Source organism: Nocardioides allogilvus (assembly GCF_003047285.1).
Lineage (GTDB): Bacteria > Actinomycetota > Actinomycetes > Propionibacteriales > Nocardioidaceae > Nocardioides > Nocardioides allogilvus.
Genome location: NZ_PZYX01000005.1, coordinates 107,787 through 132,163 on the forward strand (window position 1 = coordinate 107,787; position 24,377 = coordinate 132,163).

Annotated in this window: 21 protein-coding genes and 1 pseudogene; 9 read left to right on the forward strand and 13 right to left on the reverse strand. The window is 70.3% G+C overall.

The genetic code is table 11. The features are described from left to right. Positions 1-4: 4 nt before the first annotated feature. The 4 genes from rapZ to uvrA form a co-directional block, all read right to left on the reverse strand. The gene (gene rapZ, locus C9J87_RS10180) at positions 5-871 is read right to left on the reverse strand and encodes an RNase adapter RapZ (RefSeq protein ID WP_010833054.1); all 867 of its coding nucleotides are present in this window, start codon (positions 869-871) and stop codon (positions 5-7) included. Further along, a complete protein-coding gene (uvrC, locus tag C9J87_RS10185; RefSeq protein ID WP_107705468.1) occupies positions 871-2,859 on the reverse strand; it encodes an excinuclease ABC subunit UvrC in 1,989 nt (662 codons plus the stop codon). Before uvrC ends, rapZ begins: the two co-directional genes overlap by 1 nt. 98 nt (positions 2,860-2,957) lie before the next feature. Continuing rightward, the gene (locus C9J87_RS10190) at positions 2,958-3,419 is read right to left on the reverse strand and encodes a Rieske (2Fe-2S) protein (protein ID WP_010833056.1); all 462 of its coding nucleotides are present in this window, start codon (positions 3,417-3,419) and stop codon (positions 2,958-2,960) included. A 9-nt stretch (positions 3,420-3,428) separates the two neighbouring features. Further along, positions 3,429-6,449 carry an excinuclease ABC subunit UvrA gene (gene uvrA, locus C9J87_RS10195; RefSeq protein ID WP_107705469.1) on the reverse strand — a complete coding sequence of 1,007 codons (3,021 nt, stop codon included), beginning with the start codon at positions 6,447-6,449 and terminating at the stop codon, positions 3,429-3,431. Between the two features lie 139 nt (positions 6,450-6,588). On the opposite strand from uvrA, the gene C9J87_RS10200 reads away from it, so the two are divergent. Genes C9J87_RS10200 through C9J87_RS10210 form a run of 3 tightly spaced genes read left to right on the forward strand, consistent with a single transcriptional unit; the run spans position 6,589 to position 8,389 of the window. After that, the gene (locus C9J87_RS10200) at positions 6,589-7,296 is read left to right on the forward strand and encodes a maleylpyruvate isomerase family mycothiol-dependent enzyme (RefSeq protein ID WP_157953170.1); all 708 of its coding nucleotides are present in this window, start codon (positions 6,589-6,591) and stop codon (positions 7,294-7,296) included. Beyond that, the gene (locus C9J87_RS10205; protein ID WP_010833059.1) at positions 7,290-7,964 is read left to right on the forward strand and encodes an MBL fold metallo-hydrolase; all 675 of its coding nucleotides are present in this window, start codon (positions 7,290-7,292) and stop codon (positions 7,962-7,964) included. The genes C9J87_RS10200 and C9J87_RS10205 overlap by 7 nt, the downstream gene beginning before the upstream one ends. Next, positions 7,961-8,389, forward strand: a complete 429-nt coding sequence (locus C9J87_RS10210) for a DUF1801 domain-containing protein (RefSeq protein ID WP_107705471.1) — start codon at positions 7,961-7,963, stop codon at positions 8,387-8,389. The genes C9J87_RS10205 and C9J87_RS10210 overlap by 4 nt, the downstream gene beginning before the upstream one ends. 115 nt (positions 8,390-8,504) lie before the next feature. Here the strand turns inward: C9J87_RS10210 and C9J87_RS10215 are convergent, their stop codons facing one another. From C9J87_RS10215 to C9J87_RS10225, 3 genes are read right to left on the reverse strand one after another with little or no spacing between them, the layout of a single operon-like run. Continuing rightward, the gene (locus C9J87_RS10215) at positions 8,505-9,593 is read right to left on the reverse strand and encodes a ferredoxin--NADP reductase (RefSeq protein ID WP_107705472.1); all 1,089 of its coding nucleotides are present in this window, start codon (positions 9,591-9,593) and stop codon (positions 8,505-8,507) included. Further along, positions 9,583-9,885 (reverse strand): hypothetical protein, encoded by a 303-nt coding sequence (locus C9J87_RS10220; RefSeq protein WP_107705473.1) that lies wholly within the window; start codon positions 9,883-9,885, stop codon positions 9,583-9,585. The genes C9J87_RS10215 and C9J87_RS10220 overlap by 11 nt, the downstream gene beginning before the upstream one ends. Next, on the reverse strand, positions 9,885-11,021 hold the full coding sequence (locus C9J87_RS10225; RefSeq protein WP_107705474.1) for a Rieske 2Fe-2S domain-containing protein: 1,137 nt from the start codon (positions 11,019-11,021) through the stop codon (positions 9,885-9,887). Before C9J87_RS10225 ends, C9J87_RS10220 begins: the two co-directional genes overlap by 1 nt. A gap of 45 nt (positions 11,022-11,066) precedes the next feature. On the opposite strand from C9J87_RS10225, the gene C9J87_RS10230 reads away from it, so the two are divergent. Then, positions 11,067-12,245, forward strand: coding sequence for an acyl-CoA dehydrogenase family protein (locus tag C9J87_RS10230; protein ID WP_107705475.1), 1,179 nt, complete (start codon positions 11,067-11,069; stop codon positions 12,243-12,245). A 4-nt stretch (positions 12,246-12,249) separates the two neighbouring features. Further along, positions 12,250-13,344, forward strand: coding sequence for an acyl-CoA dehydrogenase family protein (locus C9J87_RS10235; RefSeq protein WP_010833065.1), 1,095 nt, complete (start codon positions 12,250-12,252; stop codon positions 13,342-13,344). Here C9J87_RS10235 and C9J87_RS10240 read toward each other — a convergent pair whose 3' ends face one another. Genes C9J87_RS10240 through C9J87_RS10250 form a run of 3 tightly spaced genes read right to left on the reverse strand, consistent with a single transcriptional unit; the run spans position 13,345 to position 17,597 of the window. After that, positions 13,345-14,820 (reverse strand): LVIVD repeat-containing protein, encoded by a 1,476-nt coding sequence (locus tag C9J87_RS10240; RefSeq protein WP_157953171.1) that lies wholly within the window; start codon positions 14,818-14,820, stop codon positions 13,345-13,347. A 45-nt stretch (positions 14,821-14,865) separates the two neighbouring features. Further along, complete coding sequence (locus tag C9J87_RS10245; RefSeq protein ID WP_107705477.1) at positions 14,866-15,972, reverse strand: NAD(P)H-dependent flavin oxidoreductase; 1,107 nt, start codon at positions 15,970-15,972, stop codon at positions 14,866-14,868. Then, complete coding sequence (locus tag C9J87_RS10250) at positions 15,972-17,597, reverse strand: acyl-CoA synthetase (RefSeq protein WP_010833068.1); 1,626 nt, start codon at positions 17,595-17,597, stop codon at positions 15,972-15,974. The genes C9J87_RS10245 and C9J87_RS10250 overlap by 1 nt, the downstream gene beginning before the upstream one ends. 46 nt (positions 17,598-17,643) lie before the next feature. On the opposite strand from C9J87_RS10250, the gene C9J87_RS10255 reads away from it, so the two are divergent. Then, a complete protein-coding gene (locus tag C9J87_RS10255; protein ID WP_010833069.1) occupies positions 17,644-18,438 on the forward strand; it encodes a crotonase/enoyl-CoA hydratase family protein in 795 nt (264 codons plus the stop codon). Positions 18,439-18,497: 59 nt separating this feature from the next. Here C9J87_RS10255 and C9J87_RS10260 read toward each other — a convergent pair. Then, positions 18,498-19,364 (reverse strand): annotated as a pseudogene (locus C9J87_RS10260) (DMT family transporter); the annotation flags it as partial. On the opposite strand from C9J87_RS10260, the gene C9J87_RS10265 reads away from it, so the two are divergent. After that, positions 19,363-20,772: an aminotransferase-like domain-containing protein gene (locus tag C9J87_RS10265; protein WP_010833071.1), complete on the forward strand. Its 1,410-nt coding sequence runs from the start codon at positions 19,363-19,365 to the stop codon at positions 20,770-20,772. The pseudogene C9J87_RS10260 and the gene C9J87_RS10265 overlap by 2 nt on opposite strands. Positions 20,773-20,797: 25 nt before the next feature. On the opposite strand, the gene C9J87_RS10270 is transcribed toward C9J87_RS10265, so the two are convergent. Beyond that, positions 20,798-22,180, reverse strand: a complete 1,383-nt coding sequence (locus tag C9J87_RS10270) for an HNH endonuclease (protein WP_198652326.1) — start codon at positions 22,178-22,180, stop codon at positions 20,798-20,800. Between the two features lie 87 nt (positions 22,181-22,267). On the opposite strand from C9J87_RS10270, the gene C9J87_RS10275 reads away from it, so the two are divergent. Next, positions 22,268-23,155, forward strand: coding sequence for a phosphotransferase enzyme family protein (locus tag C9J87_RS10275; RefSeq protein WP_107705479.1), 888 nt, complete (start codon positions 22,268-22,270; stop codon positions 23,153-23,155). A 22-nt stretch (positions 23,156-23,177) separates the two neighbouring features. Beyond that, positions 23,178-23,849 (forward strand): thioredoxin, encoded by a 672-nt coding sequence (trxA, locus tag C9J87_RS20520; protein WP_010833074.1) that lies wholly within the window; start codon positions 23,178-23,180, stop codon positions 23,847-23,849. A 3-nt stretch (positions 23,850-23,852) separates the two neighbouring features. On the opposite strand, the gene C9J87_RS10285 is transcribed toward trxA, so the two are convergent. Next, complete coding sequence (locus C9J87_RS10285) at positions 23,853-24,374, reverse strand: cytochrome b (RefSeq protein WP_010833075.1); 522 nt, start codon at positions 24,372-24,374, stop codon at positions 23,853-23,855. Positions 24,375-24,377: the final 3 nt, after the last annotated feature.

Below are 24,377 nucleotides of genomic sequence, written 5' to 3' on the forward strand. Positions count from 1 at the left end.
GGCGTCACTCCCGCCCGAGGTCGCGATGGCTGGCGCGCGAGTCGATGCCGTGGCTCCTGAGCCGGGCCGCAATTTCCTCGGTCATGGCCACGCTGCGGTGCTTGCCGCCCGTGCAACCGATCGCGACGGTCATGAACCGCTTGCCCTCCGTGAGGTAGCCGCCGGCGACGTTCTCCAGCATCGGGACGTACTGGTCCAGGAACGTCTGGGCACTCGGGCGCATCTTGACGTAATCGGCGACGTCCTCGTCCCGACCGGTCCGCGGGCGGAGCTCCGGCACCCAGTGGGGGTTGGGCAGGAAGCGCATGTCGGCCACGAAGTCGGCGTCGACGGGGATGCCATACTTGAAGCCGAAGGAGACCACCGTGACCTTGAGCGCGGTCGTCTCCGGGGTCCCGAACTGCGCGGCGATCCGGTCGGTGAGCTGGTGCACGTTGAGGTTGGTGGTGTCGATCACGACGTCGCAGTCGCCGCGCACCTCGGCCAGCACCTCCCGCTCGCGGTGGAGCCCGTGCAGCAACCGGCCGCTCCCCTGCAGCGGGTGTGGACGGCGCGCGGCCTCCTGGCGGCGTACGAGCACGTCGTCGGTCGCCTCGAGGAACAGCAGCGTGGTGGGGCGACCGGTGACGCCCTGGTGCCGGTTGGCCTGCAGCGAGTCGAAGAAGGACCCGGAGCGCACGTCCACGACCACCGCGATCGGCTGGGTGATCCCCCGCGAGTCGTCGACGAGGCGGACGACGTCGCGCACCAGCGTCGGCGGCAGGTTGTCGACCACGAAGAAGCCGAGGTCCTCCAGCTCCTTCGCGGCGGTGCTGCGGCCGGCACCGGTCATGCCGGTGACGATGACGAGCTCGCCTGCTGTCGGCTCCATCAGTGCTCCTCGATGATCTCGCCGGTCGCGGTGTTGACCTGCACAGCGGCATTCTTGCGGGTCGTGTCGGCGCCCGCCACGGCCGCCTTGATCGCCTCGGCCGTGCGCGGCCCGATGCCGGGCACCATCGCGATCTCGGCAGCGTCGGCGAGCCGCAGCTTCTTGAGCGAGCCGAAGTGCTTCAGCAGGGTCTTGCGGCGGACCTCGCCCAGGCCCGGGACGTCGTCGAGCAGGCTCTCGACCATCGTCTTGGAGCGGCGCGAGCGGTGGTGGGTGATCGCGAACCGGTGGGCCTCGTCGCGCACCCGCTGGAGGAGGTAGAGGCCCTCGCTCGTGCGCGGGAGGATGACCGGGTCGTCCTCCGCCGGCAGCCAGACCTCCTCGAGGCGCTTGGCCAGGCCGCACACCGGGATGTCGGTGATTCCGAGCTCGGACAGGGCCTGCTGGGCGGCCGCGACCTGCGGCGGGCCGCCGTCGACGACCACGAGCCCGGGGGCGTAGGCGAACTTGCGGGGCCGGCCGGTCTCCGGATCGACCAGCATCGGGCCGGAGTCGGTGGTGACGGCCTGCGACCTCGCCTGCTCGTCGAGCAACCGGCGGAAGCGGCGGGTGATCACCTGGTGCATGTGGGCGACGTCGTTCTGCCCGACCGTGGTCTCGCCCGGCTCGGGCTTGATCACGAACCGGCGGTACTCGCCCTTGCGCGGCAGCCCGTCCTCGAAGACCACCATCGACGCCACCACCTCGGTGCCCTGCAGGTTGGAGACGTCGTAGCACTCGATCCGCAGCGGCACCTCGTCGAGCGCCAGGGCCTGCTGGATCTCCTCGAGCGCACGGTTGCGGGTGGTGAGGTCGCTGGCCCGACGGGTCTTGTGGAGCACCAGCGACTGCTTGGCGTTGCCGGCCACGGTCTCCTGCAACGACAGCTTGACCCCCCGCTGCGGCACCCGGATCACGACCCGGCTCCCCCGCCGGTCGCTCAGCAGCTCCTCCATCACACCGGCGTCGGGCGGCAGCGCCGGGACGAGCACCTCGCGCGGGATGGCGTCGGCCTCGTCGCCGTACAGCTGCAGCAGGAAGTCCTGGACGAGCTCGGGCGTGCCGCCGTCGTCGGTGCGGTCGGCGACCCAGCCGCGCTGGCCCTTGATCCGGCCGCCGCGGACGTAGAAGATCTGTACGGCGACCTCGAGCGGGTCCTCCGCGAGCGCGATGACGTCGGCGTCGGTGCCGTCGCCGAGCACCACCGCCTGCTTCTCCAGGGCCTTGGTGAGCGCCCCGAGGTCGTCGCGCAGGCGGGCGGCCTTCTCGAAGTCGAGGGCCTCCGAGGCGGCGTACATCTCCCGCTCGACGCGCTTGACGAAGGCAGTCGTGTTGCCGGCCATGAAGTCGCAGAAGTCGTCGACGATCTCGCGGTGCTGCTCGGCCGTGACGTTGCCGACGCAGGGTGCGGCGCACTTGTCGATGTAGCCCAGCAGGCACGGGCGCCCGATCTGGCTGGAGCGCTTGAAGACGCCGTTGCTGCACGAGCGCATCGGGAAGACGCGCAGCAGCAGGTCGACGGTCTCGCGGATCGCCCAGGCGTGTCCGTAGGGGCCGAAGTAGCGGGTGCCCTTGCGCTTGGCGCCGCGTCCGACCATGACCCGCGGAAACTCCTCGCCCACGGTCACGGCGAGCCAGGGGTAGGACTTGTCGTCGCGGTACTTCACGTTGAAGCGCGGGTCGAACTCCTTGATCCAGCTGTACTCCAGCTGGAGGGCCTCGACCTCGGTCTTGACCACGGTCCACTCGACGCTGGCCGCGCTGGTGACCATCGAGGCCGTGCGCGGGTGCAGGCCGCCGATGTCCTGGAAGTACGACGACAGGCGCGGGCGCAGGCTCTTGGCCTTGCCGACGTAGATGACCCGGCCCTTGCCGTCGCGGAAGCGGTAGACACCCGGTCGGGTCGGGATCGAGCCGGGCTCGGGTCGATAGCTGGCGGGTGACGGCACGACCTCAACCCTACGAGGCCGCACCGACACCTCTTGCGTCAGCGAACGAGGACCGTGCTCAGGCCCGTTCGATCAGGGCCGGTCGCACGCCATCCGTGTCAGGCCAGGGTGATGGTGTCCCCGTCAACCGAGATCTCGACCTCGGACAGGGGCGAGGTGGCCGGGCCCTGGAGCACCGATCCGTCCTCGATCGAGAACTCGCTGCCGTGGCAGCCGCACGGGATGACACCGTCGGTGCTGGCACTGACGGTGCAGCCCTGGTGGGTGCAGACCGAGGTGAACGCCTTGAAGTCGCCCTCGGTGGGCTGGGTCACCACGATCTTGTGCTCGGAGAACACCGCGCACCCGCCGACGGGGATGTCGCCCGTCGCGGCCAGGGCGGCGGCACCGGACTCCGCGCCGTCACCGGTGGTCGGTCGCTCGCTGCCGGAGGGCGTCGAGCTCGTCGGGTCCGTCGCCGAGTCGGGCTCGTCGCTGCCGCAGGCGGCCAGGACGGGCAGGCCGATGGCGGCCGCGGTGGCGCCGCCGAGGACGTTGCGTCGGTTGAGTCCGGTGGTCATGGTCCGAGACTACTTCTTCGCCGCGGCCTTCTTGGCCGGCGCCTTCTTGGCAACCGGCTTCTCCGCCGCGGCCTTCTTGGCCGCGGTCGCTGCCTTCTTCGCCGCCGCCTTGCTGAGCGGTCGCGCCGGGGCTTCCTTCGGGCGGACCTTCCCGCTGGGCTGCTGGGCCGCGCGCCCCTCGAGCAGCGGCGCGAGGAAGGTGCCGGTGTGGCTCTCCGGGTTGGCCGCGACGTCCTCGGGGGTGCCCTCGGCCACCACGAGCCCGCCCCGGGAGCCGCCCTCGGGCCCCATGTCGATGAGCCAGTCGGCGGTCTTGATCACGTCGAGGTTGTGCTCGATGACCAGCACCGTGTTGCCCTGGTCGACGAGGCGACCGAGCACGAGCAGCAGCTTGCGGATGTCCTCGAAGTGCAGGCCGGTGGTCGGCTCGTCGAGGACGTAGACGGTGCGACCGGTGGACCGCTTCTGCAGCTCGCTCGACAGCTTGACCCGCTGGGCCTCACCGCCCGACAGCGTCGTCGCGGGCTGGCCGAGGCGGACGTAGCCGAGCCCGACCTCGCAGAGCGTCTTCATGTGCCGGCTGATCGCAGGAACCGCAGCGAAGAAGTCGGCCGCCTCCTCGATCGGCATGTCGAGGACCTCGGCGATGGTCTTGCCCTTGTAGTGCACCTCGAGCGTCTCGCGGTTGTAGCGAGCACCGTGGCAGACCTCGCAGGGGACGTAGACGTCCGGCAGGAAGTTCATCTCGATCTTGATCGTGCCGTCGCCCGAGCAGGCCTCGCAGCGACCGCCCTTGACGTTGAACGAGAAGCGGCCCTGGAGGTAACCGCGCATCTTCGCCTCGGGGGTCGACGCGAACAGCTTGCGGACGTGGTCGAAGACCCCGGTGTACGTCGCCGGGTTGGACCGCGGGGTGCGACCGATCGGCGACTGGTCGACGTGGATCACCTTGTCGACGTGCTCGACACCGGAGATCTTGGTGTGCCGCCCCGGGACGGTGCGGGCGTTGTAGATCTGCTTGGCGAGCGAGGTGTAGAGGATGTCGTTGACCAGCGTCGACTTGCCCGAGCCGGAGACGCCGGTGACCGCGCAGAAGACGCCGAGCGGGAAGCTCACGTCGACGTCTTGCAGGTTGTGCTCCTTCGCACCGTGCACGGTCAGCTCCCGGCCGATGGTGCGCGGGCGGCGCACGGGCGGGACGGGGATCTCGCGACGACCGCTGAGGTACTGGCCGGTCAACGAGTCAGGGTGGTCGAGCAGTCCCTGCACGCTGCCGGAGTGGACGACCTGGCCGCCGTGCTCGCCGGCACCCGGGCCGATGTCGACGACCCAGTCGGCGACGCGGATGGTGTCCTCGTCGTGCTCCACGACGATCAGGGTGTTGCCGAGGTCCTTGAGCCGGACCAGGGTCTCGATCAGGCGGTGGTTGTCGCGCTGGTGCAGCCCGATGGACGGCTCATCGAGGACATAGAGGACACCCACCAGCCCGGCACCGATCTGGGTGGCGAGCCGGATGCGCTGCGCCTCACCGCCCGACAGCGAGCCGGAGGGACGGTTGAGGGAGAGGTAGTCGAGCCCGACGTCGAGCAGGAAGTTGAGGCGCTCCTGGATCTCCTTCAGGACGCGCTCGCCGATCTGCTTCTCGCGCTCCGAGAGCTCGAGGTTGCGCAGGTAGTCGGCCGTCTCGTTGATCGGCATCGCGCAGACCTCGGCGATGTTGAGCCCGCCCTGGTCGCGCGCGCCGAGCGTCACCGCCATCGACACCGGCTTGAGCCGGCTGCCCCGGCAGGTCGGGCACGGCACCTCGCGCATGAAGCCCTCGAACCGCTCGCGGCTCGTGTCGGACTCGGCCTCCTTGTGGCGGCGCTCGATGTAGGGCCGGACGCCCTCGAACGCGGCGTAGTAGGCGCGCTGGCGGCCGTAGCGGTTGGTCGTGACGACGTGGACCTTCGTCTTGTGTCCCTCGAGGATCGAGGTCCGCGCCAGCGGGGTGAGCTTCTCCCACGGGGTGTTGAGGTCGAAGCCGAGCTCCTCGCCGAGCGCGTTCATCAGGCGGAGGAAGTAGTCGGAGACGTGGGCGTGGCTCCACGGCTGGATCGCGCCCTCGCCCAGGGTCGCGCCCGGGTCGGGCACGACGAGCTCGGGGTCGACCTCCATGCGGGTGCCGAGGCCGCTGCACTGCGGGCAGGCACCGAACGGGGAGTTGAAGGAGAACGAGCGCGGCTCGAGCTCGTCGGTGTCGATCGTGTGCTCGTTGGGGCAGGCCATCCGCTCGGAGAACCTGAGCTCGCGACCGGGGTCCTTCGCGTCGAGATCGACGAAGTCGAACAGCACCAAGCCACCGGCGAGGTTGAGCGCCGTCTCGACCGAGTCGGTGAGCCGGCGCTTCGAGCTCTCCTTGACCGCGAGCCGGTCGACCACGACCTCGATGGTGTGCTTCTTCTGCTTGTCCAGCTTGGGTGGGTCATCCAGCGTGTGCGTCTCGCCGTTGACGCGCGCCCGGGAGAAGCCCTGGGTCTGGAGGGTGCGGAACAGGTCGACGTACTCGCCCTTGCGGCCGCGGATGACGGGCGCCAGGACCTGGAACCTCGCCCCCTCCTCGAGCGACAGGATCCGGTCGACGATCTGCTGGGGCGTCTGGCGCTCGATCGGCGACCCGCAAACGGGGCAGTGGGCACGCCCGGCGCGGGCATAGAGCAGGCGGAGGTAGTCGTAGACCTCGGTGATGGTGCCGACGGTCGAGCGCGGGTTCTTGCTGGTGGACTTCTGGTCGATGCTCACCGCGGGCGAGAGACCCTCGATGAAGTCGACGTCGGGCTTGTCCATCTGGCCCAGGAACTGGCGGGCATACGCGGACAGGGACTCGACATAACGGCGCTGGCCCTCGGCGAAGATGGTGTCGAAGGCGAGGCTCGACTTGCCGGAGCCGGACAGGCCGGTGAACACGATCAGGGCGTCGCGCGGCAGATCGAGCGAGACGTCCTTGAGGTTGTGCTCCCGGGCGCCCCGGATGATGAGCTGGTCGATCACAGTCGTCCTTGAAGGTCTGTGCAAGAGAGTGGGTTCGAACAAGTGTTCGTCACATCACGCGCAGTTGCAACCCGCCACGCGGTCAGGCTCGATCCTACGGGGCTGCACACAGCCTCCCCATGTGTGTTGAATGACAGTCATGACCTCCTCCCCCGCTGCCACGCAGCTCGAGCTCCTCGCAGCTGCCAACCAGCGACTGATCCGCACCGTCGATGCCCTCGACGACGCCGTCTTCGGCGCACCGTCACTGCTTCCCGACTGGACCGTCGGCCACGTGGTCGCCCACCTCGCCCTCAACGGTGAGGCCCTCGCCGGTGCCCTGGAGGGCGTCACCACGGGCGCAGCCCGCCCCATGTATGCCTCCCAGGAGGACCGCGACGGCGACATCGCCGAGCTCGGCACCGCGTCTCCCGGGGACCTGCGCTCGCGGCTGATGGCTTCGACCGAGCTCTTCGACCGCGAGGTCCGCGACCTCCCCGAGGACAGGTGGACGACGACCATCGAGCGCACGCCCGGTCGGCCGGCGTTCAGCGCGCGCTCGACGGTGCTGATGCGGCTGCGCGAGGTCGAGATCCACCACGCCGACCTCGGTGTCGGCTACACCTCCGCGGACTGGTCGCCGGAGTTCTCGGTGATCGTGATCGAGACCATGGACAAGCGTGACTTCCCCACCTCCTTCCGGGTGCTGGCGCGCGACCTGGCGCAGTCGTGGTCGTACGGCGACGACGACCCGACCACGACCGTCACCGGCGACTCGCACGCCCTGGCATGGTGGCTGACCGGGCGCGGTGACGGCGCCGGCCTCACGAGCGACCGCGGCGAGCTGCCGGCGGTGCCGGCATGGTGACCTACACCGGTGACGTCACGCCCGGCGGCGAGGCGCAGACCCGGCAGGCCGGCTGCGTGACCATCACCAAAGTGGCCGTCGACCCGCAGATGTCCAACAACGCCTACCTCCTGCACTGCGAGGAGACCGACGAGCTGGTGCTCATCGACGCAGCCCACGACGCCCCCACCCTGCTGGCCCTGGTCGGCGACCGGTCGCTGACCGCGGTCGTCACGACCCACCAGCACTGGGACCACCACCGCGCCCTCGCCGAGGTCGTCGCGGCGACCGGCGCCACGGTGGTCGCCGGCGAGCCCGACGCCGCCGCGATCACCGAGCAGACGGGTGTCGCGGTCGATCGCACCGTCACCCAGGGCGACCGGATCGCCGTCGGCACCTGCGACCTGACGGTGATCGCCCTCGCCGGCCATACACCGGGCTCGATCGCGCTCTTCTGGGAGGACCCCACCGGGCAGGGCCACCTGTTCACCGGAGACTCGCTGTTCCCGGGCGGCGTCGGCAACACGTTCGGCGACGCGGACGCGTTCCTGACCCTGATCGACGAGGTCTCCACCAAGATCTTCGACGTGTACGGCGACGACGTCTGGTTCTACCCCGGTCACGGGGGCGACTCGACGCTCGGCGCCGAGCGGCCCCACCTCGACGAGTGGCGGGAGCGGGGTTGGTGACGGATCGAGCGCACCCCGGCGTTGACGCCTACATCGAAGGGCTACCGGACTGGCAGCAGGAGATCTGCCGCAAGGTCCGCGGCATCGTGTGGGCGGCCGATCCGGAGATCGAGGAGACGATCAAGCGGACCGTCCAGCCCTACTTCGTCCTGGACGGCAACGTGTGCGCGTTGCTGTCCACCAAGGACCACGTCAACCTGTTCCTCTACGACCCGACCGTTCCCGACCCGCACAGGCTCGTCAACCAGGGACACGGCAACGCCACCGGACGGGCGATCCAGATCTACCAGGACGATCCCATCGACCGCGAACCCCTCGTCGAGCTGCTGCGCGCCATCGTCGCCAACAACCGGGCCGGCGGGTGGCGCAAGCTCGGCCGCGAGGCGCCCACTCCTGTTAGGGAGAACTCTCACCGCGAGCCGTGAGAAGTTCGGTTTCGTGACGGCGCTGGCGCGCTCCTCAACCTCCGACGACCACGCTGGCGCGCCTCCTCAACCTCCGACAACCACGTTGGCGCGCAGCCTCGAGCAGCGGGAGGCCTCAGCTGTAGGAGACCTTGACCGTCTCGGCGGTCGCGGGGACGGACTGGCAGCCGAGGCGGATGCCCTCGTCGAGGTCCTCCTGCTCGAGCACGTCGTTGTGCAGCATCCGCACCTCGCCGGAGACCAGCCGGATGGCGCAGGCGGAACACTCGCCCTCGCGACACGAGTACGGCGCCTTGACGCCCTTGGACTCCAGGAAGTCGAGCAGCTTCTCGCCGGGCTGCCAGTCGTCGAAGACGTGCTCCTCGCCGTCGAGCTCGACCTCGACCTTGACCGGGCCGGACGGGCCGGCAGGCACCGCCTCGTCCGACTCGTCGGCGTCGTCGGCGGCCTCGACGCTCGCCCGGGCGGCCAGCACCTCCTCGACGTCGCCGAAGGGGTTGCCGCCGAGGGAGACGAACTTCTCCTGGTGGCGTCGGTCGCGCGGGAAGTCGAGGGCGCGCAGCGAGTTGGAGACGGCCTTCATGAAGGGCGCGGGGCCGCAGCAGAAGCTCGTCCACGACGTGTACGCCGATGCGAACTCGCGCAGCTGGTCCTCGCTCGGCAGGCCCTGGACCGACTCGAGCCAGTGCACCACCTGGAGCCGGTCGGGGTGCGCGGCCGCGAGCTCGCGGAGCGCGGCGGCGAAGATGACCGAGCCCTCGTCCCGGTTGGCGTAGAACAGCACGACCCGGTTCGAGTGCTCAGCCAGCGCCGTACGCACGATCGACATGATCGGCGTGACACCGGACCCACCCGCGAACAGCAGCAGGTCGGCCGACCAGTCCTTCGGGGAGAAGATCCCCGAGGGCGGCAGCACCCGCACGGTGTCGCCCGGCTTGAGGTTGTCGTTGAGCCAGTTGGACGCGTAGCCCTCGACGGTCCGCTTGACCGTCACCGTGAGCGGCTCGCCGGGCGGCGTGCAGATGGAGTAGCAGCGGGCGGCGAGCCCGGTCTGGTCCGAGGGCACGCCGACGGTGAGGAACTGGCCGGGCCGGTAGGTGAAGTCCTCGGCCGCGTCGGCGGGGACCTCGAAGACGATCGACGACGCGTCGGCGGTCTCGGCCACCACCTCGCGCACCTCGAGGAGGTAGGAGTCAGTATCCATCTTCGGCTCCGATCGTGAGCTGTCCGTCGCGCACGGCGGCATCGATGCTCGCCTGCATGCGGGGACACGATGCCCGGATCGGGCGGCCGGTCGGTGCCGCGTCCAGCCGGCGGAACTCCGTGCACTCTGCCAGCGACTCCGCGTGCCACTGGATGGAGGTGTGGTGCTCGGAGTTCTTCTTGACCCCGACGCGGGCCAGGCAGTCCAGGCACGCGACCTCGGTCAGGCGGGCCTGCGTGTAGAGGCGCTGGTCCTCGAGGGTGTCGGCGCTGGAGGGGACGATGTAGGCCATCAGGTGGTGGCCGTCGCGTCTTCCGCAGCCTTGCGCGAGAGGTTCGCCTCCACCTCGGCGCGCCAGAACTCGTTGGCCTTGGTGGTGTCGACCTCGAACTCGAAGCGCTCGGTCATCTCGTCGGTGACGTCGGCGGCGTCGACGTAGAACTGCTCGTACCACCGGCGCAGCTGGTAGACGGGACCGTCCTCCTCGCAGAGCAGGGGGTTCTGCACCGGCGCCTTGTTCAGCCAGATGTGCACGTCCTGCAGGAAGCCGTCGCCGAACATGTCGGAGTACTTCTTGGCGATGTAGCGCGCGGTCTTGTCGTCGAGTCCGTCGGGCTTCTCGACGGCGAGGCCGTACTGCAGCTTGAACGAGTTGGGCCCGGTCGGGACGTGGCAGTTCACCAGGATGACCTTGGTCAGGAAGCCCTTGTAGTCGGTCTCCAGCCAGTTGATCATGAAGGACGGCCCGTAGTAGGTCGCCTCCGACTTGAGGATGAGATCCTCGTCGCCGTACCCCTCCCCGGCCATGTCCGGACGCCCGGTCGACTCCATGAACTGGGTCGCCATGTGGCCCTCGAAGACGTTGCGGAAGTTCGTCGGGAACGCGAAGTGGATGTAGAAGAAGTGGGCCATGTCCACGACGTTGTCCACGATCTCGCCACAGTGCGCGGTCGGGACGTCGAGGACGTTCCAGGTCCAGTCGGTGTAGCGCTCGGTGCCGATGCCCTCCAGCTCGGGCGGCAGGATGTCGTGGTTGGCGGGGCTGCCCTCCGCGTCGTGCCAGATCATCAGCATGCCGTTGCGGACCACCGACTCGTAGCGCGCGGTGCGGGCGCGCAGCGGCACCCGGCGGGCGTAGGGGATCGCCTTGCACTTCCCGTCGCCGCCCCAGCGCCAGTCGTGGAACGGGCAGGCGATCTCGTCGCCCTTGACGCTGCCCTGGGTGAGGTCGCCGCCCATGTGGCGGCAGTAGCCGTCGAGCACGTTGATGTTGCCCTGCGTGTCGGACCACACCACGAGCTTGCCGCCGAACGCCTCCACGCCGTGGGGCGTGCCGTCGGCGAGGTCGGTGGCCAGCCCGAGGCAGTGCCAACCACGGGCGAAGCGCTCGGGGACGGAACCGGTGTCGAGCATGCGGGTGTCACTCATGGAGCCATTATGGACCAAAACGAGAACACGTTCTAGTGTGGCCGCATGCACGTTGCCCTCTCGCCCGAGCACCTGGCCCTCCAACAGGAGCTCCGGGAGTACTTCGACGCCCTCGTCACGCCCGAGCGGCGCACCGCCCTGGCCCTGGCCACCGGCGAGTTCGGTGACGTCGCGACGTACAAGGAAGTCATCCGCCAGCTCGGCAGCGACGGCTGGCTGGGCATCGGCTGGCCGAAGGAGTACGGCGGCCAGCAGCGCTCGATGATCGAGCAGCTGATCTTCACCGACGTCGCCGCGGTGGCCGGGGTGCCGATCCCCTACCTCACGCTGAACACCGTCGGGCCGACGATCATGCGCTACGGCACCGACGAGCAGAAGGACTACTTCCTGCCGAAGATTCTCGCCGGCGAGCTGCACTTCTCGATCGGCTACTCCGAGCCGGAGTCGGGCACCGACCTCGCGTCGCTGCGGACGCGTGCGACCCGCGAGGGCGACGAGTGGGTGATCAACGGCCAGAAGATGTGGACGTCGCTGATCCAGTACGCCGACTGGATCTGGATGGCCTGCCGCACCGACCCCGACCTGCCGCGACACAAGGGCCTGTCGATGATCCTGGTGCCGGCGGACGCCCCCGGGTTCTCCTACACGCCCGTGCACACCGTCGCCGGCGTCGGCACCAGCGCCACCTACTACGAGGACGTGCGCGTCCCGGCGAGCAACCTCGTCGGCGAGCTCAACGGCGGCTGGTCCCTGATGACCAACCAGCTCAACCACGAGCGCGTCGCCCTGACATCGGCCGCGCCGTTGACGCACTCGCTGGAGCTGGTCGTCGCGTGGGCGAAGGGGACCAAGGACGCCGACGGCCAGCGCATCATCGACCGCGAGTGGGTGCAGGTGCTGCTCGGCCGGGCGCACGCGCGCATCGAGATGCTCAAGCTCCTCAACTGGAACATCGCCTCCGCCACCGGCGACCTCTCCCCCGCCGTGGCCAGCGCGACGAAGGTCTACGGCTCCGAGCTCGCCACCGAGGTCTACCGCTCGTTGATGGAGGTCGTCGGACCGCTGGCGTCGATCACCGGGGACAGCGAGGGGGCGGTGCTGGGCGGCCGACTCGAGCGCTACCACCGCGCGTCGCTGGTGATGACCTTCGGCGGCGGCACCAACGAGATCCAGCGCGACATCATCGGCTACGTGGGCCTCGGCCTGCCTGCAGCGAAGAGGTAACCCCATGGACTTCGACTTCTCCCCCGAGGCGGACGAGGCAGCCGCCCTGGCCGCCCGGATCCTCAAGGACTGCGCGACCCCCGAGCGCATGCGTGCGGTCGAGGAGGCGGGCGATCGCTGCGACCGCGACCTGTGGCGCTCGCTGGGCGAGGCCGGCCTCCTGGGCCTGTCCCTCCCTGAGGCGTACGGCGGCGCCGGGCTCGGCCTCGTCGAGGCGTGCCGCGTCCTGGTCGAGGTGGGGCGCACCGTCGCCCCCGTCCCGGTCGCGACCCACGTCGCCGCATCCCGGCTGATCGCCGAGCTGGGCTCGGCTGAGCAGCAGGGGCAGTTCCTGCCGGCTGCCGCGAGTGGCGCCTCGATCCTGACCGCCGCCATGGCCGAGGACCTCGCTCCCACTCCTGGTCGCCCGACGACCACCGCCACCCGCGAGGGCTCCGGCTGGCGGCTCAGCGGGGCCAAGGCCGCCGTGCCGGCGGGCACGGTCGCCGACGTCTTCCTCATCCCGGCCTCGACCGACGACGGCGTGGCCGTCTTCATCGTCACCGCCGACGAGGTCACCCTCACGCCGCAGACGTCCTCCGACGGTGACGCGGTGGCCCGCATCGAGCTGAACCACGTGCCCGTGGGCGAGGAGCGACTCCTGGCCGGAGCCGGCGAGCGGCTGCGCGACCTGGTGACCCTGGGCGCGTGCGCCCAGCAGCTCGGCGTCACCGAGGGCGCACTGGCGCTCACGTCGACGTACGCGAGGACGCGCGAGCAGTTCGGGCGCCCGATCGGCACCTTCCAGGCCGTGTCGCAGCGGCTCGCCGACGGCTACATCGACACCCTCGGACAACGGTTGACGCTCTGGCAGGCTGCCTGGCTGCTCGACTCGGAGCTCCCCGCCACGAAGGAGCTCGCCGCGGCCGCGCTGTTCGCCGCTGACGCCGGCCACCGAGTCGCGCACACGGCCGTGCACGTCCACGGTGGCGTCGGCATCGACCTCGACGGCGAGACCCACCGCTACTTCACGGCCGCGAAGCGCTGGGAGTTCGCCTGCGGCGGCACCACCCAGCAGGCCCTGGCGATCGGCAAGGCCCTGGCTGCCGAACCCTCCTGATCAGCGCAGCAGCTCGGCGACCCCGTTGGTGAGCTTCACGTTGTAGAACCCCGAGTTGGCGTCGGTGTACCAGACACTGCCGCGCTTGCGGTCCCACGCCGGCGCTGACATCGCGTAGGCGCCGGCGACGTCCGGGAACGTCGGACGACTGCCGGGGCGCTGCGGCTTGTTGAAGTAGGCCACCTCACGCGGGTGCTTCACGTCGCTGATGTCGAAGAGCCGCAGCCCGGAGACGATCATGGAGCAGCCGGCGATCTTCGGGTCGTTTGCACGGGGCACCGAGCAGTAGTGCCCGGCGTAGCCCTGTGCGGGGAAGCTGGCGCCCGGGTCGTCGCGCTGCTCGCCGCCGTGCACGTCGGCCTGGTGCACCTCGAGGCGCAGCTGCGAGACCACGAACGGGTTGCGCGGGTCGTCGACGTTGATGATCCGGCCCGCTCCGACCGGCGCGTTGCGCATGTCAGCCAATCCCTTGAGGGAGAACTGGTCGGCGTACTCGTCCATCTCGAGGACGTAGTCGTGGCCGTCCTGGGTGAACGGATCGGCCGACTGCGGGATCGACGCATCCGGCCACCTCAGCTCGGACAGCACCGTCGTGACGGCCCCCGGCACCCGGTCGTGCACCTTGCTCACGTCGAGGATGTCGAGCCCGGCGTTGCTGGCCAGGTCGAGCGTCCCGAGGTCAGGCCGGCCGATGTCGGCGGCGTACATGGTGTCGCCGTCGGCGGAGAAGCGCAGCCCGTGGTAGCTCACGCCCGGCTGGACCATGATCGGCACCGGAGACCTCGGGTTGGCCAGGTCGATGGCCACGAGCGTGCCGACCGTGCTGGCCGTCCAGAAGGTCTTGCCGTCGGGCGCGAACCCGCTCTCGTGCCCGAGCAGGCCGCTTGGCGTGCTCGACAGCAGCTTGGGGTGCCGGCAGTCGGTCTTCACGTCGTAGACGTCGAGGACGCCGGGATAGGTCAGGGCCGTGCCCAGGGTGGCGGCGAGCAGGCCGCGCTTCTTGTTGAGCAGCAGGGACTCGTGGGGGCTCGCCATCGCGGGCGAGGTGAGCACGGTGGTCTGGCGCGGCTTGCGCGGGTTGTCCATCGCGAGCACGACGACGCCGATGCCGGAGGTCAGGTTGTAGACGAGGTCGCGGGGGAAGACGAGCGTGCTGTCGTAGAACGCGCAGGTCTGGCCCTTCGCGTCGACGTAGCGGTGGACCTTGAAGCCCCCCGTCTTCCCGACGTGGGCCAGCGCACGGGCGTTGCAGCGGTAGCCGCGGTCGACGCGGCCCGAGGCATAGTCGCTCGCCGGCGCCCTGCCCTGGATGCCGGTCTCGGGGCGCGAACCCTTGCCGCAGTCGGCTCGCGGCACGGGCTGTGGCTCGCGTCCGCCCTGCGCCTGCCCGGTGACGGCCATCGTGCCGCCCATCACCAGGACGGCGGCCAGCGCCGACACCGCCAGCCGTGTTCGGGCGCGTGCTCGACCTGACATCTTCTTCGCTCCCATGCTCACGACAACGGGCTCGATCGTGCCGGGCTACGCACCGGCGATGCCACCGATCCTCGCTGCGGCCTGCTCGAAGCCCGCGACCAGGTCGGCCATCACGTCCGCGACCGGGCGCACCTCGTTCATCGACCCGACGATCTGGCCGACGGGCATCGAGATCACGTCGGGATCGCCGTGGGCGTTCATCCGGTTGTGGGCGTCGGCGACCAGGAGGTTCTGCAGCGGCATCGGCAGCGGCGCGGGCGCCTCGCCCGTCTCCCACGCCTGGGTCCACCGCGTCCTGAGCAGCCGGGCGGGCTTGCCGGTGTAGATCCGGGTGCGCACGGTGTCGGCGCTGGTCGCGCGGAGGAACGCGTCGGTCATGCCCTGGTTGGTGTTGAGCTGCTGGTATTCCTGCGTCGTCAGCCAGACCGAGCCGGTCCACACGCCCTGGGCGCCGAGGGCGAGCGAGGCGGCGACCTGCCGGCCGGTGCCGATGCCGCCGGCGCCGAGCACCGGCACGCCCGGTCCCACCGCGTCGACGATCTCGGGTGTCAGGACCATGCTGGCAATCTCCCCGGTGTGCCCGCCCGCCTCGTAGCCCTGCGCGACGATCACGTCGACGCCGTTGGCGACGTGTGACAGCGCGTGCTTGGCCGCGCCCGCGAGCGCTGCCACCTTCACGCCCGCGGCGTGGGCCTGCTCGATGACGTCGACCGGCGGCGAGCCGAGGGCGTTGGCGATCAGCACCGGGCGGTGCGTCAGGGCGACGTCGACGTGCGAGCGCGCGACGGAGTGGAGCCAGCCGAGCACGCCCTCGCGCCCCTCCCCCTCGGGCAGCGGCGGCACGCCCAGCTGCTGCAGGGTGCGGTCCACGAAGGACACGTGCTCCGGCGGGATCATCGACGCCAGGTCGACGCCGGTCCCCTCGGTGGGCACCGTCATTGGCATGACCACGTCCACGCCGTACGGCCTGCCGTCCGTGTTGTCGTCGAGCCAGGTCAACGTGCGGTCGAGCTCGGCCGGGTCGTTGAAGCGTACGGCGCCGAGCACCCCGAGCCCGCCGGCCCGCGACACCGCCGCGGCGACGTGCTCGGACGGTGTGAAGGCGAAGATCGGGACGTCGATCCCGAAGAGCTCGCACAGCTCGGTGCGCATCAGACGCGCGCCTCCAGAGCGGCCAGGGCGAGCTCCTTGGCCCGTGGGTAGTTGGCCTTGCCCGTGGCGCTGCGCGGGATCTCGTCGACGAAGGAGACCGAGCGCGGCAGCTTGTAGCCCGACAGCTGGCCGCGCAGGAACTCCCGCAGCCCCTCGAGCGTGGGCTGCGTGCCTTCGCGCGCCTGCACGACCGCGCTGACGGACTGCCCGTAGCTCTCGTCCGCGACGCCGACGACCAGCACGTCGTAGACGTCGGGGTGGCCCTTGAGCGCCATCTCGACCTCTTCGGGATAGACCTTCTCGCCGCCGGTGTTGATGCAGTTGGAGCCGCGACCGAGCAGGGTGACCTTGTTGCCCTCCTCGATCCGCGCGAAGTCGCCCGGCACCGAGTAGCGGACGCCGTCGACGGTGATGAAGGTCTTCGCCGACTTCGCCTCGTCCTTGTAGTAGCCGATCGGCACGCTGCCCGTGCGGGCCAGCCGGCCGATCTGGCCGACGCTGGTCTCCGGGTCGAGGACGCGGTTGTCCTCGTCGAGGATCACCGACTCGAGCCCCAGCGCGATCTGCGGGCCCTCGCCCTTGATGTTCTCCGAGTCCTGCAGGCCGGTGCCCTGGAAGCCGGTCTCGCTCGAGCCGACGGAGTCGGTGAAGAAGGTGTTGGGGAAGGCCTTCATCCAGCGCTCCTTGACCGGACGGCTGAAGATCGCGGCACTGCTCGCGACGGCGATCAGGGTGTCCGCCTTGTAGTCGCCGCGCTCGTACTCCTCGATCAGCGGCCGGGCCATCGCGTCACCGGTCATGAAGATCAGCTGCACGCCGTTGTCCTCGATCGTGCGCCAGACCTCCGCCGCGTCGAACTTGGGCGCCAGGATCGTGCGGTGCCCGGCGAAGAGGTGCATCAGCATCGCCGCCTGCGCCCCGCCGTGCATGAGCGGGCTGAGCGGGAAGGTCACCATCGGCTCGCTGCTCGCGGCCGACTTCGACTGGTCGTGCTCCTCGAGGCGGTTGCCACTCATGAAGTCGATGCCGCCACCCAGCACCCGCCAGAAGTCGGCCTGGCGCCACATCACGCCCTTCGGGAAGCCGGTCGTGCCGCCGGTGTAGACGATGTAGAGGTCGTCCTCCGAGCGCGGCCCGAAGTCGCGCTCGGCACTCTGCCCCGCCAGTGCGTCGTCCCACTCGATCCCGCCGTACGCCGAGATGTCGGCCGTCGAGGCGGGCTCGGTCGGGTCCGGGATGGCCACCACCGTCTGCAACCCGGCGTGCTTGGGCGCGGTGCTCGCGACGAGCGGCGCGTAGGGGCGCTCGTGCAGCAGCGCGACGAGGTCGGAGTTGTCGAAGATGTAGTCGAGCTCGCCCTCGACGTAGCGGTAGTTCACGTTGATCACCACTGCGCGGATCTTGAAGATCGCGAGCAGGGCGACGACGTGCTCGACGCTGTTCTTGGCATAGATGCCGACGTGGTCGCCCGGTGCCACCCCGCGGGACTGCAGGAAGTGCGCGAGCCGGTTGGCGTCGGCCTCCAGGTCGGCGTACGACACGATCCGGTCGGCGACCTGGATGATGCCGCGGTCGGGGACGACGTCGACGGCGTGCTCGAAGAGATCGGCGATGTTGAGGGCCATGGTCGGAGACTAGAACACGTTCTTGTTTCTGACTAGGATCGTTTGCATGTCGGAAGAAGCCCCGCACTGTCTCGTCTCGCTCGACGGCCACGTGCTGACCGTGACCATGAACCGGCCCGCGAAGAAGAACGCCCTGTCCGGCGAGATGCTGCAGCTGATGAGCGAGGCCTGGGACCTGGCCAACTCGTCCGACGCGGTGCGCGTCGTCATCCTCACCGGGGCGGGTGGCGCCTTCTGCGCAGGCGCCGACCTGTCGGCGATGTCGGCCTCCTCGCCGTCGGCGAAGTTCTCGTCCGGTGAGTTCGACCCGGCCGTGATCAAGCCGCTGCTCAAGGGGTTCCGGCTCACCAAGCCGCTCATCGCGGCGGTCGAGGGTCCGGCGATCGCGGGCGGCACCGAGATCCTGCAGGCCACCGACATCAGGGTCGCCGGTGCCTCTGCCCGGTTCGGGGTCTCGGAGGTGAAGTGGGGGCTCTATCCGCTCGGCGGTTCGGCCGTGCGACTCCCCCGCCAGATCCCCTACACCGTCGCCGCCGACCTGCTGCTGACCGGACGGCACATCACCGCCGACGAGGCGTTGTCCTACGGCCTGATCGGCCACGTCGTCCCGGACGGCACGGCGTTGGACAAGGCGCGCTCGCTCGCAGACCTGATCTGCGCCAACGGGCCACTCGCGGTTCAGTCGGTGCTCGCGACGATGCGCACGTCCGAGGGCAAGCACGAGGACGACTGCTGGGCCGACGACGCGCGCGTCGGCGCCGCGGTGTTCGCCTCCTCCGACGCGGCCGAGGGGCCGCGGGCGTTCGTGGAGAAGCGGCCGCCGGAGTTCATGGGGCGCTGAGCCGCGTCGCGGCGCACCGGACGCGAGCGCACTGCGCCACCGGCGCAGGCAATCACGACCAGGCCGCCCGCCAGGGTCAGCCAGCCGACCTGCTCGCGCAGGAGGAGTGCCGCCCAGCCGATCGTCATGATCGGCTGGACCAGCTGCACCTGGCTGACCCGGGACATGGGACCGATCGCCAGACCTCGATACCAGGCGAAGAACCCGAGGAACATGCTGATCGCCGACAGGTAGCCAAAACAGGCCCACTCGACCAGCGTGCCCGAGGGCGGATGGCGTACGGCAGCGACCGCAGTGAGCACGATCATCAGGGGCGCGGCGACCACGAGAGCCCACGACACCGTCTGCCACGAGCCGATCTCGCGCGCCAGCGTGCCGCCTTCCGCATAGCCGACGGCGGCGGCGAGCACGGCCCCGAACAGGAGGAGGTCCGCCCAGCCGACGTGACCGGCTCCGCCGCTGTGCAGCAGGGCGAACAGCACCGCTGCGGTCGCGCCTGCGGCGGAGAACGACCAGAAGGCCCGGCCCGGCCGCTCACCGACCCGCAGCACGGCAGCGACGGCCGTGGCGGCCGGAAGCAGCGCGATGACGACCGCCCCGTGACTGGCTGGCGTCACCGTGAGCGCGTAGGAGGTGAGGATCGGGAAGCCGACGACCACGCCCGCCGCCACCACGCCGATCCGCAGCCACTGGGCCCCCGCGGGGCGCGACTGTCGGGTGGCGGCGAGGGCGGCCCCCGCGAGCAACGCCGCGACCACCGCACGGCCCGAGCCGATGAAGAGCGGTGAAAGGCCCCCGACCGCGACGCGGGTGAGAGGAACCGTCAGCGAGAAGGCGACGACACCCGTCAGCCCCCACCACAGGCCGGCCGACGTGGCCGGTATCGGGATCGTCCATGGGGCAGTAGCGCTACTCTGTCTCGACATGTCCAACGATAGCAGTGGCCGGATCGCCGATGATCTCCGCCGATGGGTGGCGACCGCGGCACCCGGGGCACGCCTACCCTCCTCGCGGCAGCTCGTGACGGAGTACGCCGCCAGCCCGGTCACGGTCCAGAAGGCGCTCCGGTCCCTTGCTCGTGAGGGACTGGTCGAGAGCAGGCCCGGAGTCGGAAGCTTCGTCCGGGCTGCGCGCACACTGCGCCCGCAGGACTACGGCTGGCAGACAGCGGCACTGCGGACGCCGCGGATCGAGCTGCCGCCCCTGTCCGCCGCGATGCGAACCGCTCCCCCGGAAGCGCAGGCGCTCCATTCCGGCTATCCGGACCCCGACCTGCTGCCGGGGCGACTCGTGCGCACAGCCCTGGTGCGCGCTGCCCGCGGCACCGCAGCCACGTCCAGGCCGCCATCCGCAGGACTGCCCGACCTCCGCTCCTGGTTCGCGACCGAGCTGGCCGGTAGCACTCCCGCCGGCGTCGCGGCTCCCACCGCACAGGACGTGCTGGTCGTGCCGGGGAGCCAGAGCGGACTGACCTCCGTCTTTCGCGCCCTCGTACCGCCAGCCGGCCCGTTGCTGATCGAGTCGCCGACGTACTGGGGAGCGATCCTGGCGGCGCGCCAGTCCGGTGTGCGCCTGGTGCCGGTGCCGAGCGACGCCCACGGACCCGACCCGGCGGAGCTGGACCGGTGCTTCCGCGAGACCGGGGCCAGGGCGTTCTACGCCCAGCCCAACTACGCCAACCCCACTGGTTCGCAGTGGTCGGCCGGGCGGGCAGATGCCGTCCTGGATGTCGTCCGGGAGCACGGTGCCTTCCTCGTCGAGGACGACTGGGCCCACGACCTCGGCATCGACACCCGCCCGCGCCCGGTCGCAGCGCACGACGACGCGGGTCACGTCGTCCACGTCCGCTCCCTCACCAAGAGCATGTCGCCGGCGGTCCGGATCGGCGCGGTGATCGCTCGCGGACCTGCGCGTGACCGCATCCTGGCGGACCGCTCCGCCGAGTCGATGTATGTCAGCGGCCTCCTCCAGCAAGCCGCGCTCGAGGTCCTGAGCGACCCGGGGTGGACCACGCACCTGCGGCGACTCCGCACCCAGCTCCACGACCGCCGCGACCTGCTGGTCGACAGCATCCGCGAGCACGCGCCGAGCCTGCGCGTCGACCACGTGCCCCGAGGTGGGCTGCACCTCTGGGCACGACTGCCCGACCACACCGACACGCAACGACTGGTCCGCGACTGCGAGGCCGCCGGCACCTACGTCGCGGCCGGCGACGAGTGGTTCCCCGCCGAACCGTCAGGCCCCTTCCTGCGCCTCAACTTCTCGGGGCCCCACCCGGCGGGGTTTGCCGCTGCTGCCCGGACGATCGAAACCGCCATCGCTGCGCAGTCGTGACGTGGTCCGGGCGCGGCGCCCGGTTTCAGGCCGCCGAGAGCAGCTGGGCCAGCAGGCGTTCCACCGGGCTCATTCCGTCCGGAAGCTTCCTCATCGGACGTCCTCTCGGCTCGATGATCGGCGGAGCCGTCGAAAGGTATCGGTGTCCCGTCGGCGTGATCGTCTCGACGGTGTGCACAGGCCCGGGACGCGGCCATGCCTGCCAGCCGATCGCCTCCTTGGCGTAGTTGCACGCCTCGCACAGTCCCTGCGCGTTGGCCGCGCTGGTGGGACCGCCGTGGGCGGCGGTCACGACGTGGTCGCGGTGGCGCACCGGGGCATCGCACCACGGGGTGCGGCACTGCTGGTCGCGCAGCTCGATGAAGTCGGCGAGGCTGCCGTCGAACGCGCGCCTTCTTGACTCCATCGCCACCAGTGCGCCCGTGCTCGGCTCGGCGAACAAGCGCCGCAGACTGACCTCGACGCCGGCGTCCAGCCCGTCGCGGATCCACTCGCGCAAGAGATCGGCCGGGATCGGACCATAGCCAGGGATCGTGGCGGGGTCATCGCTCTCACCCAGAAGTGTGTCCACGCTGACGACGACGTTGACGGCCAGCGCAGGAACGCCCGGGCCCTCCTGCGCAACACCGTGCAGGACCCGATTGACGAGGGTGTCGGCCATGATCTGGCCGCGGCTGCGCTCGTCACCCGCGGCGATCAGGCGCGTGGCCTCGCGCTTGAGCACTGCGAACACGGCGACCCCGTCGCGCACCGGCAACGAGGCGGTCAGCCAGGTCATGGTGTCGGGCGCGGGACGCACGGTCACCGTCCGCTCGCCCTCCGCGCGACGTCGGCGCGCGGCCACGGAAGCGGGATCGAGTCGAGACGCCAGCCTGCGGGCCTCGCGCTCGGTCTCGAGATCTCCCATGGCTGAGAGTCGATCAGCGTCGGCGGCCAGGATCTTGTCGCTCTCCCGGCGGCGCTCGACGTCGAGACAGGCCGTCTCGCGAGCCAGGATCGTCGCCCGCCACTCGGTGATGAAGCCGCCGCGCAGCGCACGCATGGTGTGCGGCATCTCCGCCTTGAGGATCTTCGCCAGGCCGAGGTGTCGGCTTCCCTTCTGCGGGGACTCGCGGCGTGCCAGCGCGATCTGATGACCGATCCCGTCGCCCTGCTTCTCGGACCGGACTCCGCGCTCGCTGGCAACCTGCCGCTGAGAGGCATCGAAGCCAACGGCGATCGCGGCCTGCGCACCCTCGACCGCACACTTGAGCTGCTCCAACCCACGGAGCACGTCCATGCGGGCGACGTCGTCAGCCGGCAGCGCCGCGGTCGTCACCTGCGACAGCATCAGCTCGACCTGAGCAGGGTCGAGAACCAGAGACGGTGTGCCGCCTCCGGGGCGCTCCCGCCCGGTCGTCCTGATCATGTCTTCGACCCTAGACGTGACCACCGACATCGATCCTCGGCGCAGAATCCGTTCGCCGAAGCCACCCAGAACCGCGAGACTCCCCCCGTGGATGACGCGACGCTGGCCCGTTCCCTGCCCGCCTTGCTGGCAGATCTGTGGGGCCTCGAGGACGTGGACGTGCGGCCACTCGGCGGCGGCATGAATTCTGCGACCTGCCTGGTCACCGCCACGGGCGGCGATCGCTTCGTCGCGAAGTGGTCGAGTGATGCCGAGTCCCTCGAAGCCGGCTGCTCGGCTGCCACCCTCCTCGGACGGCAGGGAGTGCGCACTGGCGAACCGGTCGGCTCAACTGCCGGTGCCCCGGTCGTAGCAATGGCCGGAGGCGCACTCGCACTGCTGCGCCACGTGCCCGGTCGCGAGCTCGACGGCGATTCAGGGCACGAGCAACAGCTGATCGGAACCGCCCTCGCGACGGCGCACACCGCGGGATGCCCCGCATCGGACACCGGTCCGTTCATGAGTGAATGGCTCTACCCCGCGGAGGATGTGCTCGCCGTCGCGACCTGGCTTCCGCCCGCGCTGGCCGAGATCCGACGCGAGTACAACGCGCTTCCGCAACTCACCTGGACCCAGCTGCACACCGATCCGGCACCTGAGGCCTTCATCCACGACGACGCCACCGGGTCGACGGGTCTCATCGACTGGGCTGGGAGCCGCCGTGGTCCGGCGCTCCACGACGTCGCCTCCGCTGTGATGTATCTCGGCGGACCCCAGCAGGCCGAGCAGTTCTTGTCGTCGTACGCCGATCGCGGTCCTGTCGAGAACGACGAGCTGGCCCTCCTCGACATCTTCCGCCGGTTCCGCTGGGCCATCCAGGCCAGCTACTTCGCGGGCCGCATCGTGGCGGACGACCGGACGGGGATCGTGGACGACACGGACCACAACACCGAGGCGCTCGCACGTGCTCGGCGCGGCCTTGCGGAGGCCCGCTGACTGCGCCACGTACGCTGAATTCATGAGCACGCGAGAGCTGACAGCTGAGTCCTTCGAGGAGACCATCTCCGGCGAGGGCATCGTCCTGGTCGACTTCTGGGCCGAGTGGTGTGGTCCGTGCAAGCAGTTCGGGCCGGTCTTCGAGGCAGCCGCGGAGGCCAACCCCGACATCACGTTCGGCAAGGTCGACACGGAGGCCGAGCAGCAGCTCGCCGCCCAGGCCGGCATCTCCTCCATCCCCACGTTGATGCTCTTCCGCGACGGGGTCCTGCTCTTCAACCAGGCCGGCGCACTGCCGCCCCAGGCGCTCGGCGACATCATCAAGCAGGCGCGCGACCTGGACATGGACGAGGTACGCCGCCAGGCCGGCGCCGCAGCGCAGGCAGCCGAGGCGGGCGAGGTGGGCCTGGACGACTTCGCGGCGGCCCACGCGGCCGGTGCCGTCGTGGTGGACGTCCGTGAGGACCACGAGTTCACCGCAGGGCACGTGCCCGGTGCGGTGCACGTGCCGATGGGTGAGCTGCCCGGCCGCGTCGCGGAGCTGCCGACGGACCAACCCTTCTTCGTGATCTGCGCCGTGGGCGGCCGCAGCCGCCAGGTCGTCGATCACCTGCGCGCGCAAGGCCTCAACGCGTTCAACGTCAGCGACGGCACCAACGGCTGGGCCCAGCGCGGCTGGCCCCTCGAGCGCTGAGGCTCACCACATCCGCGGCAGCAGCCGCTTGCCGACCACGAGCGCGACGTGCGCAGCCAGGACGACGAAGAACGCGACGTGTGCTGCGACGTGCAGCCACAACAGGTCGTCCTCACTGCTGAGCACCAGCACAAGGCCGGTCGCGGGGATCACGAGCAGCAGCCCCATCAGGCACCGCTCGGTCCAGGTCGCGAGCGTCCGCTGCCGAGCGCCCAGCCGATCCGACCACGGGGGCAGTCCGTCGACCCGGCGCCAGGCCAACCGCGCCAGCGCGAGCACGATGATCAGGACACCGAGCGAGACGTGCAGGGTGAGCAACCGGTCGTCGAGCACGCCGTAGCCCTCCTCGCCCCCACGCCCGCGTCCGCGCCCGGAGCCACCGCCACGACCCCGGCCGCGCCCTCGGCCCCCGCCATCGACGTCCATCGCGTAGCCGACGACGAACTGGGCGACCAGCGCCAGCACGGTCCCCCAGTGCAGCACCTTGCTGAGCCAGCCGTAGCCCTCCGGTCCGTTGTGCAGCACGGC

What these genes read in the sequence shown, in the direction of transcription:
- rapZ (WP_010833054.1), bottom strand. Translation starts at nt 871, where the DNA reads ATGGAGCCGACAGCAGGCGAGCTCGTCATCGTCACCGGCATGACCGGT.
- C9J87_RS10190 (WP_010833056.1), bottom strand. Translation starts at nt 3,419, where the DNA reads ATGACCACCGGACTCAACCGACGCAACGTCCTCGGCGGCGCCACCGCG.
- C9J87_RS10200 (WP_157953170.1), top strand. Translation starts at nt 6,589, where the DNA reads ATGACCTCCTCCCCCGCTGCCACGCAGCTCGAGCTCCTCGCAGCTGCC.
- C9J87_RS10205 (WP_010833059.1), top strand. Translation starts at nt 7,290, where the DNA reads ATGGTGACCTACACCGGTGACGTCACGCCCGGCGGCGAGGCGCAGACC.
- C9J87_RS10215 (WP_107705472.1), bottom strand. Translation starts at nt 9,593, where the DNA reads ATGGATACTGACTCCTACCTCCTCGAGGTGCGCGAGGTGGTGGCCGAG.
- C9J87_RS10220 (WP_107705473.1), bottom strand. Translation starts at nt 9,885, where the DNA reads ATGGCCTACATCGTCCCCTCCAGCGCCGACACCCTCGAGGACCAGCGC.
- C9J87_RS10225 (WP_107705474.1), bottom strand. Translation starts at nt 11,021, where the DNA reads ATGAGTGACACCCGCATGCTCGACACCGGTTCCGTCCCCGAGCGCTTC.
- C9J87_RS10230 (WP_107705475.1), top strand. Translation starts at nt 11,067, where the DNA reads ATGCACGTTGCCCTCTCGCCCGAGCACCTGGCCCTCCAACAGGAGCTC.
- C9J87_RS10235 (WP_010833065.1), top strand. Translation starts at nt 12,250, where the DNA reads ATGGACTTCGACTTCTCCCCCGAGGCGGACGAGGCAGCCGCCCTGGCC.
- C9J87_RS10240 (WP_157953171.1), bottom strand. Translation starts at nt 14,820, where the DNA reads ATGTCAGGTCGAGCACGCGCCCGAACACGGCTGGCGGTGTCGGCGCTG.
- C9J87_RS10245 (WP_107705477.1), bottom strand. Translation starts at nt 15,972, where the DNA reads ATGCGCACCGAGCTGTGCGAGCTCTTCGGGATCGACGTCCCGATCTTC.
- C9J87_RS10250 (WP_010833068.1), bottom strand. Translation starts at nt 17,597, where the DNA reads ATGGCCCTCAACATCGCCGATCTCTTCGAGCACGCCGTCGACGTCGTC.
- C9J87_RS10255 (WP_010833069.1), top strand. Translation starts at nt 17,644, where the DNA reads ATGTCGGAAGAAGCCCCGCACTGTCTCGTCTCGCTCGACGGCCACGTG.
- C9J87_RS10265 (WP_010833071.1), top strand. Translation starts at nt 19,363, where the DNA reads ATGTCCAACGATAGCAGTGGCCGGATCGCCGATGATCTCCGCCGATGG.
- C9J87_RS10270 (WP_198652326.1), bottom strand. Translation starts at nt 22,180, where the DNA reads ATGATCAGGACGACCGGGCGGGAGCGCCCCGGAGGCGGCACACCGTCT.
- trxA (WP_010833074.1), top strand. Translation starts at nt 23,178, where the DNA reads ATGAGCACGCGAGAGCTGACAGCTGAGTCCTTCGAGGAGACCATCTCC.